This window comes from Methylobacterium sp. WL120 (genome assembly GCF_008039465.1).
GTDB classification, from domain to species: Bacteria; Pseudomonadota; Alphaproteobacteria; order Rhizobiales; family Beijerinckiaceae; genus Methylobacterium; species Methylobacterium cerastii.
The window spans coordinates 1-11,901 of the sequence record NZ_VRUT01000145.1; the positions used below are offsets into that span (position 1 = coordinate 1).

The window sequence follows — 11,901 nt, forward strand, 5'->3', positions numbered from 1 at the left end:
GTGCTGGTCGAGGGGCCGCCGCTCGCGCCGGGGGGCGGCGAGCCGGCGCCCGGGGCCATCGTGCCGGCCGAGCCGCTCATCGTGCCGCCGGTGGATCCCGTCGTGCCCGTGGCGCCGGCGGAGTTCACGGTGCCGCCCGCGGTCGGACCCGCGCCGGGGCTTCCGGCGCTGCCGGTCTGGGCGAAGGCGGTGCCGCCGAGCGGCAGGATCAGGCAGGCGGCGAGCGCGAGAGTCTTGTACGACATCAAGTTTCCTCCGAGTTTCTATGTGTGAGCAACGGCGTCGCGACCGGGTTGTTCAATATCCATGGTCGCGGCCGCCGATCTGAACCGTATCGCTACGGCCCCCGTCCGCCCCCGTGCCGACCCGGGAGCTTCCGCATGGGAGAGCGCGGGAACGACAGCCCCGTCGAACCTCGCCGCGCCGGAGCCCCGCCTCATCCGTGGTAGACCGACGCGGCCGCCCCCCGCGCGGCGCCGACCGAGAGCCCCGCCGCATGATCGAGCCGAAGCCGGTCTTCGACGACCTCACCGCCTTTCACCTCGCCCGCGGCATCGCGCGCTGGGGCTGGACCGTGGGGGCGCACAGCTACGGCAACCCGCGGGTGCTGGAGCCGGAATCGGCACGGCTTCACATCGGGCGCTTCTGCTCGATCGGACCGAACGTCACCATCGCGCTCGGCAACCACCGCACGGACCTCGTGACCACCTACCCGTTCAAGGCGCTCGCGGCCTTCTGGCCGAACGCGGCGGCCGGCGCGCACGACCACGCCACGCGCGGCGACGTCGTGCTCGGCGACGAGGTCTGGCTCGGCGCCAACAGCACGATTCTGTCCGGCGTCACCGTCGGCAGCGGGGCGGTCGTGGGCGCCGGCGCCGTGGTGCGCCGCGACGTGCCGGCCTACGCCATCGTCACCGGCAACCCGGCGACCGTCCTGCGCCATCGCTTCGATGCCGAGACCATCGCGCGCCTGCTGCGCGTGTGCTGGTGGGCCTGGGACGACGCACGGATCGCCGACCACCTGCCGCTGATCCTCGGCGCCGACATCGAGGCCTTCCTGGCGCGGGCCGAGGCCGTGCCGGACGCGCGCAAGCGGGCGCCCAGGCCGCGCAAACCGAAACCGAAACCCGAGGCGTGAGGTCGGGCGCAGGCGCGCCGTCGCCGTTGCGCGTCGGGGCCGGTTCTCGCTATCCCTCTCGTCATCCCCTTGAGTGCCGGCCTCCCGGCCGCCGCGCCGCGCCGTCGAAGGACCGTATGCCCACCGCACCCACGCCCAGGGACATCCTCGCCACCCTCGTGGCGTTCGACACCACCAGCGCGCTGACGAACCTGCCGCTGATCGACTGGGTCCAGGACTTCGCGGAGAGCCACGGCGCCGCGGTCGAGCGGGTGGTGGACGAGACCGGCGAGAAGGCCGCCCTGTGGATCACGGTCGGGCCGGCCGACGTGCCGGGCTACGTGCTGTCCGGCCACAGCGACGTGGTGCCGGTGGCGGGCCAGGCCTGGACCCACGATCCGTTCCAGCTCGCCGAGGTCGACGGACGCCTCTACGGCCGCGGCACCTCGGACATGAAGGGCTTTTTGGCCGTCTGCCTCGCGCTCCTGCCGGAGATGGCGGCGGCGCCGCTCGCCCGTCCGCTGCACATCGCGCTGTCCTACGACGAGGAGGTCGGATGCCTCGGCGTGCGCCCCCTGATCGCGCGGATGCGGGATAGGGGGCTCGCGCCGCTCGGGTGCTTCGTCGGCGAGCCGACCGGCATGGAGGTCGTCACCGGGCACAAGGGCAAGCACGCCGCCCGCGTCACCTTCCGCGGCAAGGCCTGTCACTCGGCGCTGGCGCCATCCGGCGTCAACGCGGTGGAATATGCCGCGCGCTTCATCCTCCACGTCAAGCAGGCGGCCGACGCGCTGGCCGCGTCCGGCGCCCGCGACCCGCTCTACGACGTGCCGCACACGACCGGGCTCAGCAGCGTCGTCCACGGCGGCACCGCGCTCAACATCGTGCCCGATCTCTGCAGCGTCGACTTCGAGTTCCGGGCCATCGGCGCCGACGACGCCGGCGCGCTCGCCCGCAGCGCGATCGCCTTCGCCACCGAAACGCTCGCGGCGGAGATGGCCGGGCGCGACCCGTCCTGCGGCGTCGAGATCGCGCCGCTGATCGACTATCCCGGCCTCGAGACCGCGGTCGATTCCGAGCTGGTGACGCTGGCCAAGCGCCTCGCCGGGCGCAACGGCCACGCCAAGGTCTCGTTCGGCACCGAGGGCGGGCTGTTCCAGGCGCTCGGCGACGTGCCGGCGGTGGTGATCGGCCCCGGCTCGATCGCCCGCGCCCACAAGGCCGACGAATTCATCACGCTCGCCGAGCTCGACGCCTGCGCCGCCTTCGTGCGCCGGCTGATCGCCGACAGCCGCGCGGGGTGAGGCCGGTCGACCCGGCACGGGGCGGCCCTATCTATCGAAGTCGAACCGCCGCTTCCGGTGGGGACGCAGGTCCTCTCTCCCGTTCGGGAGAGGGACAGGGTGAGGGGCGAGCCCTCTCCGGATGAACCTGTCCCCTCACCCCAACCCTCTCTCGAACGGGAGAGGGAGCCGGGACGGCGATCCCCACAGGACACCCCATGCGCCAGAACAAGCTCGGCCGGACCGGCCTCTTCGTCTCGGAACTCTGCCTCGGCACGATGACCTTCGGCGGTGGGGAGGGGATGTGGCGGCAGATCGGTGCGCTCGACCAAGCGGAAGCCGAGCGCCTTGTCGGCCGCGCGATCGATGCCGGGATCAACTTTCTCGACACGGCGGACGTCTACGCCGAGGGCCTGTCGGAGCAGATCACCGGCCAGGCCCTGAAGAACCTGAAGGTGCCGCGCGAGAACGTGGTGGTCGCGACCAAGGCCTACGGGCCGACCGGCACGGGTGCGAATTCCCGCGGCGCTTCGCGGGTGCACCTGCTCGATGCGGTGAAGGCGAGCCTGAAGCGGCTGCAGCTCGACCACATCGACCTCTACCAGATCCACGGCTTCGATCCGGCGACGCCGATCGAGGAGACGGTGCGGGCCCTCGACATCCTCGTGCAGCACGGCCACGTCCGCTACGTCGGCGTCTCGAACTGGGCGGCGTGGCAGATCGTGAAGGCGCTCGGCATCTCCGAGCGCGAGGGGCTGGCCCGCTTCGAGAGCCTGCAGGCCTACTACACGCTGGCCGGCCGCGACCTCGAGCGCGAGATCGTGCCGATGCTCAAGAGCGAGCGCCTCGGCCTGATGGTTTGGAGCCCGCTCGCCGGCGGCCTGCTCTCGGGCAAGTATTCCGGAGACGCGAACGGAGACGGCCGCCGCGCCGCGTTCGACTTCCCGCCGGTGGAGCGCAGCCGCGCCGAATCCTGCATCGACGCGATGCGGCCGATGGCGGCCGCCCGGAACGTGTCGATCGCGCAGATCGCGCTGGCGTGGCTGCTGCACCGGCGCGTGGTGTCGAGCGTCATCGTCGGCGCCAAGCGCCTCGACCAGCTCGACGACAACATCGCCGCGACGCAGGTGGACCTGAGCGAGGCCGAGCTCGACGCCCTCGACGCGGTGAGCGTGCTGCCGCGCGAGTACCCGGGCTGGATGTTCGAGACCCAAGGCGCGCGGGCGAAGCAGCTCGCCGAGGCCGGGCGCAAGAACGCCCGATGACGACGAAGCCGGCGTGACGGACCCGAGGTGACGCGATCCGCCCGCCCGCGATCGCTTGCGGGCGGCCGCCATTGCCACGGCGGGGGTCGAGGCCTAGCTCGTGCCTGCCCCCAAGAGGGTCGGCGCCGGGTCCTCCGGCGCGCGCTGCCATTTCGTCGGAGACGCCCATCATGATCCGGACCCTCGCTCTGCCCGTCCTCGCGCTCGTCGCCGGCACGGTGCCGGGTTACGCCATCGACGTCGCGAAGACCGCCACCGTCGCCGCCCCGCCCGCCAAGGTCTGGCAGACCATCGGCGACTTCTGCGGCATCGGCGACTGGCACCCGGCGGTCGAGAAGTGCGTGCCCTCCGAGAAGGACGGCATGAAGGTCCGCACCCTCTCGCTCAAGGGCGGCGGCACGCTGGTCGAGGAGCAGGTCTCCCGCGACGACAAGGTGATGAGCTACACCTACACGATCCTGTCCGGCCCGCTGCCGGTCTCCGACTACAAGTCGACCCTCTCGGTCGCCCCGGACGGCACCGGCTCGAAGCTGAGCTGGACCGGCACCTTCAACGCCAAGGGCGCCCCGGACACCGTCGCCACCGACGCGATCTCCGGCATCTACGAGTCGGGCCTGAAGGCCATCGCCGACAAGGCGAAGTAAGCCGGCGAATCAAGATCTGCTCGGGCTTCCCTTCTCCCCGCTCGCGGGGAGAGGCCCGCAGGCACCTTGTCGTGCCTGCGGGAAGCGGAGGCGAAGCCGAAGCGACGGTGAGGGGGAGCGAACGGACGAGCCTCTCTCGTCGAAGCCCCCTCACCGTCGGCTGCCGCATCGCCGCGCCGACGACGGGGTCGTCGCGGCCCTCTCCCCGCGTGCGGGGAGAGGGGGACGCACGTCCACTGGGCGATCCACGGACGCACTGGCGGATCGCATCGAACGATTGACCGGCCGGCGGCGCGGGCTCAAAAACCGTCCGGCGCACGCTGCGCCGTATCAGGGAAAGCCGCCCGTGCCGACCAAGATCTCTGGATTTTCGCTCGCCGCCCTCCTCGTCGCCGGCGCGCTCGCCGGCTGCCAGCAGAAGGCCGCGGCGCCCGCAATCGTCGCGGCGGCGGCGCCCGCGCCCGTGGTGCTGCCGCAGGGCTCCGGCTGCGGCCCGGCGATCGGCAGGACGCAAGCCGTGGTCGACAGCGACGTCGCCACGGGCAACCTCAACAAGCCGGTCGGGGACCGGTTCAGCGCGGACCTCGCCCACGCCTCGGCGGCTTGCGCCGCCGGCCGCGACGGCGAGGCCCTGCACCTGCTCGCCGCCGCCAAGAGCCGCTACGGCTATCCGTAGACTCGCGACACGGGGTCGGCGTTGAATCGGCCTGGCCCCGAACGGCGAAAGGCGCCCCGCCGTGGCGGAGCGCCTTCCTGGATGCAGACCTGAAAGCCGACGGGCGTGGAGCCTGTCGGCTAGGGACGCCTCAGCGGCCGCCGCTGCTGCCGGTCGAGCCGATGCGCGATGGCTGGCCCGCGTTGCCGGCGGCGGCCGAGTCGGTGGCGATGCCGTCGGCGGCCCGGCCGGTCGGCGAGTAGGTGGCGGCGGCGTCCCCGCCGGTCGAATTGGTCTGACGCGTGACGACGCCCGGCGCGCCGGGCGGCACGATCACGGTGGTGCTCGTCGGCGTCTCGATCACCTGGGCGAGGGCGGGGCTGGCGAGGCCGAGGGCGAGCGCCGCGGCGAGGGCGAGTCTGGTCATGGTCGGGCCTGAAATGGAGGTCGGGACGCGAACGCCCCCGAGCCTCCACAACCTGGCTTGCGCGCAATCGATCCCCGGCCGCGGCGATGGGCGCCATGCCGCACGAGGCGGGCTTGGCGCGGGGCCACGCAAGACCGCGAAAGACCGCGTCAGATCACGAAGAGCGGGTTCAGGCCCGACTTGCGAAACCCTTCCTCGACGATCTTGAAGTCGAGGCCGTAGGAGGCGACGTCGTCGGCCACCGGGTCGAGCACGGGGTCGCGGTGCTGGTGCAGGTGCTTGATGTAGCTGTGGCAGGTGCCGCAGGTCTCGACCTGGATGTCCTTCGAGACCTCGTCGAGGCTCTGGTAGCTGATCGCCTCGCCGGAGCCGCAGGCGGTGCAGCGGATGCGAACGTGGTTCCACTGGCTGCCGCAGAGCGAGCAGGCGAGGTAGCGCGCCTTGTCGGCGGGAGTCCAGGCGACGATCAGGCTCGCCACCGGCGCCCCGCCGCAACACGGGCAGACGCCGTCGGCCACCGCCTTGAGGGCGGTGCGGTCGAGGCCGGCGGCGGCCTCCGACAGGCAGACCTGGAGGGCGGCCGCGACGAACACGCATTCGGCCATGCGCGCCACCGGGAACGCGCCCTCGAACACCTGCACGCCGAGGTCGAGGCGCTCGTCCGCGCTGGCCGCACGGAGCGCCGCCACCGCGTCGTGGGCGGCCTGCGGCGCCGGGCCGAGGTCGAGGGCGTCGAGCAGCGCGTCGAGGCAGGTGGGGAAGGCGTCGGGCGCCTCGAGGGTGTGCCGGGAGATCGGCGGCATGCCGTGCTCGAGCCGCATCGCCACGTCCGGATGGGGCTCGGCGGGCGGGACGCCCCGCGCGGCGCGAGAGGCTTGAACCGCGGCTTGCGCCGTGGCGATGCGGGCGAGCAGGTCGAGGTAGCCGCCCATCGGATGGTCGGGCGCGAGGCGCTGCAGGCGCAGGGCGCGGTTCGCGAACAGGTCGGCGGGGACGGGGAGCTGGACGAAAGGCACCGAGCCGGCGATGCCGATCCGGTCCGGATCGGGCTGCAACTCGTGGAGCTTGGGGCGTTTCGGGGCCTGGGCGGCTTCGTCGCCCGCGGGGTTGCGCTTGAAGAAACGGGCCAAGGCGTCAGTGCCCGCGCTTGTCGGTGGAGCCGCGCTGGCGCTTGCCGCCGGCGATCTGCCGGAACCACTTGCGATGGTGGCGATAGGCCCAGCCGCCGGTGACGGTGCCGCGCACCATCGCCCGGCCGGTGCCGCGCACCCAGATGCCGGCATAGATGTGCACGACGATGATCGCGATGGCGATGACCGCGGCGAGCGAATGCGCCAGCAGCGCCCAGCGCTTCGTCTCGATGACGGTGTACTGATAGAAATACTGGTCCCAGATCACCAGGCCGGTGACGAACATGATCCCGATTAGGGCGGTCTGACCCCAGAACACGCCCTTCTGGCCGGCATTGTACTTGCCGAGCTCGGGAAGCCGGTCCTCGCGGTTGGTCACCACGTCGCCGATCTTCATCGACCAGGCGACGTCGTCCTTGTTGGGGATGTTGAGCTTCCAGAACCGCAGGAACAGCAGCGCGAAGCTGACGGCCAGCGCCACGCCGAACCACGGGTGGATCGCCCGCGTCGCCTGGCCGCCGCCGAAGATGCCAGTGAGCGAGAACAGGTAGGGCGTGAACATCGCCAGGCCCGAGAGGGTCAGCAGGGTGAACAGGATCGCGGTGATCCAGTGGTTGACCCGCTGCAGACCGGTGTAGCGCGGGACGTACAGCACCTCGGGCGCCTCGTGCACCTCACGCAGGGGGCGCGCGTCGCCGTCTCGGATGTCGGTGTGAACGGTCATCGAATCTGCTTCTCTCGAATGGCGGCACGAAACGGAGCCGGGACGCGGGCGGTCGCTTCGCCCGCGGCCACCGATGCGTCCCGGCGATCTCGACCCGAGGCGGCGCCGAATGTGCGCCGCCTCGATTCCGTCAGTGCGGCCGGTTCTCGCCGCCCTCGGCGCCACGGCGTTTCTCGTGGTCGTACTCGATCGCCTCTTCCTCTTCCTCGGCGACGACCTCGTTCGGCCCCGCCGTGACGTAGTGGAAGAAGCCGGCGACCGCGGCGAAGCCCATCGCGGCGAGCCCGAACACCTTGGCGCCTCCCTTCCAGAAGGCGACCAGCGGCGAGATCTTCGGGTCGAGCGGCAGGCCGGCATAGAGCTGCGGCTTGTCGGCGTGGTGGAGCACGTACATCACGTGCGTGCCGCCGACGCCGGCCGGGTCGTAGAGGCCGGCATGCTCGAAGCCGCGCGACTTGAGGTCGATCACGCGGGTCTGCGCCTGCTCGATCATCGCGGCCTTGGTGCCGAACATGATCGAGCCGGTGGGGCACGCCTTGGCGCAGGCGGGCGCCTGCCCGACGGCCACGCGGTCCGAGCACAGCGTGCACTTGTACGCCTTGTGGTCCTTCTCGGAGATGCGCGGGATGTTGAACGGGCAGCCCTTCACGCAGTAGCCGCAGCCGATGCAGTTCTCCTCGATGAAGTCGACGATGCCGTTGGAGTACTGCACGATCGCGCCCGGGGACGGGCACGCCTTGAGGCAGCCCGGATCGGTGCAGTGCATGCAGCCGTCCTTGCGGATCAGCCATTCGAGGTTGTTGGTCGCCTCGTTCTCGTATTCCGTGAACCGCATCAGGGTCCACGTCTTCGGCGTGAGGTCGTGCGGGTTGTCGTAGACGCCGACGTTGACGCCGACGTCGTCCCGCAGGTCGTTCCACTCCTCGCAGGCCGACTGGCAGGCCTTGCAGCCGATGCACTTCGACACGTCGATGAGTTTGGCGACCTCCATGTGGGAGCGGATGGCCGGCGGCGTCTCCGTGGAGGCGGAGCGCTGCCGGATGTCGAGGGAGCTGTAATCGGCCATTGTCTGATGCTCCCCTTACGCGACCGCGTCCGACGGCGGCGTCGTCGGCTCGATGTTGACGAGCCACGCCTTGAACTCGGGCGTCTCGGTGTTGGCGTCGCCGACCACCGGAGTGAGCGAGTTCGGGTGCCATCCCTTCTTCGTCTGGCCCATGAAGCCCCAATGCTGCGGGATGCCGACCACGTGGACGGCCTTCCCGTCGCACATCAGCGGCTTGATGCGCTTGGTGACGACGGCCTTGGCCTTGAGCGAGCCGCGCTTGGACCAGACCCGGACCCAGCCGCCCTTCACGATGCCCTTCTCCTTCGCGAGCTGCTCGGAGATCTCGACGAAGGCCTCCGGCTGGAGGATCGCGTTGATCCGGGCGTGCTTGGTCCAGCCATGGAAGTGCTCGGTCAGCCGGTAGCTCGTCGCCGCGTAGGGAAACTCTTCCGCGGTGCCGAGGTCGGCCAGGTCGTCCTTGAAGATCCGCGACGCCGGATTGCCCTTCACCCGCGGGAACGGGATGTTGGCCATCGGCGACTCGAACGGCTCGTAGTGCGTCGGGAACGGCCCGTCGCGCATCAGGCCGCGGGTCCACAGGCGGGCGACGCCCTCCTGGTTGAGAATGAACGGGCCGACGCCCTTATCGGGGGCGACGGTGACGCCGTAATCCGGCACGTCGAAGCCGACCCACTGCTTGCCGTTCCACTCGATGAGCTTCTTCTTCTCCGACCACGGCTTCCCTTCCGGGTCGCACGAGGCGCGGTTGTAGAGCACGCGGCGGTTGGCCGGCCAGGCGAAGGCCCAGTTCGGCGCGATGCCGCGGTCGCCCGGATCCGCGTTGTCGCGGCGGGCCATGGTGTTGCCCTTCTCGGTGTAGCAGCCCGAGTAGATCCAGCAGCCGCAGGCGGTGGTGCCGTCGTCCTTGAGCTGGGCGAAGCCGTCGACCTGGCGGCCGGCGGGCAGGGTCTGCCCGTCGAGGCCCGGCGTCGGGGCGAGCGTGTAGCCGTTCATCTCGCGAGCGAGCTCGGTCGGCGTCGGCTCGTGGGCGATCGCGTAGTTCCAGGTCAGGTTGACGATCGGGTCCGGGAAGGCGCCGCCTTCCTTCTTGTACATCTCCTTCATGCGCAGGAAGATGCCCGCCATGATGTCGATGTCGGGCTTGCACTCGCCCGGCGCGTCCTGGGCCTGCCAGTGCCATTGCAGCCAGCGGCTGGAGTTGGAGAGCGAGCCCTCCTCCTCGGCGAACAGCGTGGTCGGCAGCTCGAACACCTCGGTCTGGATCGAGGCGGTGTCGACGTCGTTGTACTCGCCGTGGTTCTCCCAGAACCGCGCGGTCTCGGTCTTGAGCGGGTCCATCACCACGATGAACTTCATCTTGGAGAACGCTTCCGTCATCTTGGCGCGATTGGGGAACGACATCAGGCAATTGAAGCCCTGGATGAAGTACCCGGTCATCTTGCCTTGCTTCGCCAGCTCGAAGCCGCGCAGCACGTCGTAGGTCGGCACGTCGAGCTTGGGCAGGTAGTCGTAGGCCCAGTCGTTCTCCTTGGTCGCCTTCTCGCCCCACATCGCCTTCTGGAACGAGACGAAGAACTTGTTGTAGTTCTGCCAGTAGCTGGTCTGCCCCGGCCGCAGCGGCTTGAACTCGCGCTTGGACGCGTAGTCCTTGTAGGTCGGCTCCTTCTCGATCGGGATGTTCAGGTAGCCGGGGATGAGGTTGCTCATCAGCCCGAGGTCGGTCAGCCCCTGGATGTTGGAGTGGCCGCGCAAGGCCTGCATGCCGCCGCCGAGCATGCCGATGTTGCCGAGCAACGTCTGCACGATGCACATCGAGCGGATGTTCTGCGAGCCCTTGGAGTGGTGCGTCCAGCCGAGAGCATAGAGCGAAGCCATCGTCCGGTCGGGCGTCGAGGTCGTGGCGATGAGCTCGCAGACCTTGAGGAAGGTCTCCTGCGGCGAGCCGCAGATCCGCGACACCATCTCGGGCGTGTAGATCGCGACGTGCTTCTTCAGCAGCTGCATGACGCAACGCGGGTGCTGCATCGTCTCGTCGACGACCGCGTACCCGTCGGGACCGATCTCGTAGTCCCAGGTCGACTTGTCGTAGTCGCGCTTCTCGGGATCGTAGCCGGCAAACAGCCCGTCCTGGAAGTCGTAGCCTTCGCGCACGACGTAGCCGGCGTTGGAATATGCCGCGACGTAGCGATGCTGCAGCTTGTCGTTGTCGAGCAGGTACTTGGTCACGCCCGACAGGAACGCGATGTCGGTCCCCTGGCGGATCGGGCAGTACAGGTCGGCCACCGACGCCGTGCGGGTGAAGCGCGGGTCGACGACGATCAGCTTGGCGTTGTTGTGGGCCTTGGCCTCGACCACCCACTTGAAGCCGCAGGGGTGCGCCTCAGCGGCGTTGCCGCCCATGACGGTGATGACGTCCGCGTGCTTGATGTCCATCCAGAGGTTGGTCATCGCACCGCGGCCGAAGGAGGGCGCCAGACTGGCGACCGATGGGCCGTGTCAAACCCTGGCCTGGTTATCGAAGACCAGGGCCCCCATGCTTCGGACCGTCTTGTAGGTGAGCCACGCGGTCTCGTTGGAGGTCGCCGAGGCGCCGAGGAAGCCCATCGTGGTCCAGCGGTTGACCGTGAGGTCGCCGTTCTTGGCCACGAAGTTCTTGTCGCGGTCCTCCTTCATCAGCCGGGCGATCCGCTCGAAGGCGAAGTCCCAGGAGACGCGCTTGAACTCCTTGGAGCCGGCCTCGCGGTGCAGCGGGTACTTCGTCCGGGTCTCGGCCTGGATGAAGTCGAGCAGCGCCGAGCCCTTCGGGCAGAGCGTGCCGCGGTTGATCGGGTGGTCGGGGTCACCCTCGACGTGCATCACCGCAGAGCGGGCGTTCTTCGACTTGTCGCCGAGGCTGTAGAGGATGACGCCGCAGGCCACCGAGCAGTAGGGGCAGGTGTTACGGGTCTCGCGCATCTGCGCGAGCTTGAAGGGGCGGACCGCCGCCGCCATCGCCGGCTCGAGGCCGCCGAAGCCGAGGGCGCCGAGGGAGCCACCCGCGAGGGTGACGGCGCCACCCTTCAGCAGGCCGCGCCGTGAGACCTGAATCGTCATCCGAGTATCCCGATCAGAGCTGGACTAATTCCAGCATGCTTCCCAGGATTGCCGGCCCGAGGCAAGTGCGGTTCCGTGACACAGATCGGGCGGATATCGCGCTGCAACACGCACGATTTACCAGCTCGTTCAATCCGCTAGCGGCAACCGGAATTATTTCGACGGAATAGCCGGGTTCTGTCCTGACGGCCCCGGGGTGCGGTGGTCGAGGGGTGCCTGCGGCTCGGTGCCCGAGGAGGAGCCGGTGTCGGCGCCCGGCACCTTCCGCTCCCGGTTCTCCGCCGTGGAGTTGCCGCCCGGGTTGGGCGCATCCTTGGCCGCTGATTCCTCGCGCGGCACGGGGGCCTGGCTCCAGCCGTCGTTGGCGCTGCGGCTCTTGTCGCCCATCGCGTCGACGCCCTTGATGTCGCCGGGCTTGGTCTGGGCGTGGCCGGGGGTGCAGGCGAGCGAAAGCGCCAAGGCTGCGGCTGCAGAGAGGAGGCGGGGGAGGAGCA

General features: G+C 69.9%; 12 protein-coding genes and 1 pseudogene. 6 read left to right on the plus strand and 7 right to left on the minus strand.

The window, feature by feature from the left end:
• The coding region (locus FV229_RS21240; protein ID WP_147753867.1) for a hypothetical protein at positions 1–245 on the minus strand (245 nt) is incomplete at its 3' end.
• 251 nt (positions 246–496) lie between these two features.
• Here FV229_RS21240 and FV229_RS28485 point away from each other — a divergent pair.
• The 6 genes and pseudogenes from FV229_RS28485 (at position 497) to FV229_RS21270 (ending at position 4,985) form a co-directional block, all read left to right on the plus strand.
• Entirely contained in the window at positions 497–1,138 is a 642-nt protein-coding gene (locus FV229_RS28485; protein WP_147753868.1) for a CatB-related O-acetyltransferase, read from the plus strand.
• Between the two features lie 116 nt (positions 1,139–1,254).
• Positions 1,255–2,421 carry an acetylornithine deacetylase gene (argE, locus tag FV229_RS21250; RefSeq protein WP_147753869.1) on the plus strand — a complete coding sequence of 389 codons (1,167 nt, stop codon included), beginning with the start codon at positions 1,255–1,257 and terminating at the stop codon, positions 2,419–2,421.
• A gap of 197 nt (positions 2,422–2,618) precedes the next feature.
• Positions 2,619–3,665 (plus strand): aldo/keto reductase, encoded by a 1,047-nt coding sequence (locus tag FV229_RS21260; RefSeq protein ID WP_147753871.1) that lies wholly within the window; start codon positions 2,619–2,621, stop codon positions 3,663–3,665.
• Between the two features lie 170 nt (positions 3,666–3,835).
• Positions 3,836–4,309, plus strand: a complete 474-nt coding sequence (locus tag FV229_RS21265) for an SRPBCC family protein (RefSeq protein WP_147753872.1) — start codon at positions 3,836–3,838, stop codon at positions 4,307–4,309.
• A 23-nt stretch (positions 4,310–4,332) separates the two neighbouring features.
• Positions 4,333–4,532, plus strand: a pseudogene (locus tag FV229_RS28230) (hypothetical protein); the annotation flags it as partial.
• A gap of 123 nt (positions 4,533–4,655) precedes the next feature.
• Positions 4,656–4,985, plus strand: coding sequence for a hypothetical protein (locus tag FV229_RS21270; protein ID WP_147753873.1), 330 nt, complete (start codon positions 4,656–4,658; stop codon positions 4,983–4,985).
• Between the two features lie 130 nt (positions 4,986–5,115).
• Here FV229_RS21270 and FV229_RS21275 read toward each other — a convergent pair whose 3' ends face one another.
• From FV229_RS21275 to FV229_RS21300, 6 genes are all read right to left on the minus strand, one after another.
• Positions 5,116–5,391 (minus strand): hypothetical protein, encoded by a 276-nt coding sequence (locus FV229_RS21275; protein ID WP_147753874.1) that lies wholly within the window; start codon positions 5,389–5,391, stop codon positions 5,116–5,118.
• Between the two features lie 149 nt (positions 5,392–5,540).
• A complete protein-coding gene (gene fdhE / locus FV229_RS21280) occupies positions 5,541–6,521 on the minus strand; it encodes a formate dehydrogenase accessory protein FdhE (RefSeq protein ID WP_147753875.1) in 981 nt (326 codons plus the stop codon).
• A 4-nt stretch (positions 6,522–6,525) separates the two neighbouring features.
• Entirely contained in the window at positions 6,526–7,245 is a 720-nt protein-coding gene (locus tag FV229_RS21285) for a formate dehydrogenase subunit gamma (protein WP_147753876.1), read from the minus strand.
• Positions 7,246–7,375: 130 nt separating this feature from the next.
• Positions 7,376–8,311 (minus strand): formate dehydrogenase subunit beta, encoded by a 936-nt coding sequence (fdxH, locus tag FV229_RS21290; protein WP_147753877.1) that lies wholly within the window; start codon positions 8,309–8,311, stop codon positions 7,376–7,378.
• 15 nt (positions 8,312–8,326) lie between these two features.
• The gene (gene fdnG / locus FV229_RS21295; protein WP_147753878.1) at positions 8,327–11,407 is read right to left on the minus strand and encodes a formate dehydrogenase-N subunit alpha; all 3,081 of its coding nucleotides are present in this window, start codon (positions 11,405–11,407) and stop codon (positions 8,327–8,329) included.
• Between the two features lie 153 nt (positions 11,408–11,560).
• A partial coding sequence (locus FV229_RS21300; RefSeq protein ID WP_246688278.1) for a hypothetical protein occupies positions 11,561–11,901 on the minus strand: 341 nt, incomplete at its 5' end.

Coding starts and splice junctions, on each gene's coding strand:
- fdxH (WP_147753877.1), bottom strand. CDS start 8,311: ATGGCCGATTACAGCTCCCTCGACATCCGGCAGCGCTCCGCCTCCACG.
- argE (WP_147753869.1), top strand. CDS start 1,255: ATGCCCACCGCACCCACGCCCAGGGACATCCTCGCCACCCTCGTGGCG.
- FV229_RS28485 (WP_147753868.1), top strand. CDS start 497: ATGATCGAGCCGAAGCCGGTCTTCGACGACCTCACCGCCTTTCACCTC.
- FV229_RS21265 (WP_147753872.1), top strand. CDS start 3,836: ATGATCCGGACCCTCGCTCTGCCCGTCCTCGCGCTCGTCGCCGGCACG.
- FV229_RS21275 (WP_147753874.1), bottom strand. CDS start 5,391: ATGACCAGACTCGCCCTCGCCGCGGCGCTCGCCCTCGGCCTCGCCAGC.
- FV229_RS21260 (WP_147753871.1), top strand. CDS start 2,619: ATGCGCCAGAACAAGCTCGGCCGGACCGGCCTCTTCGTCTCGGAACTC.
- FV229_RS21285 (WP_147753876.1), bottom strand. CDS start 7,245: ATGACCGTTCACACCGACATCCGAGACGGCGACGCGCGCCCCCTGCGT.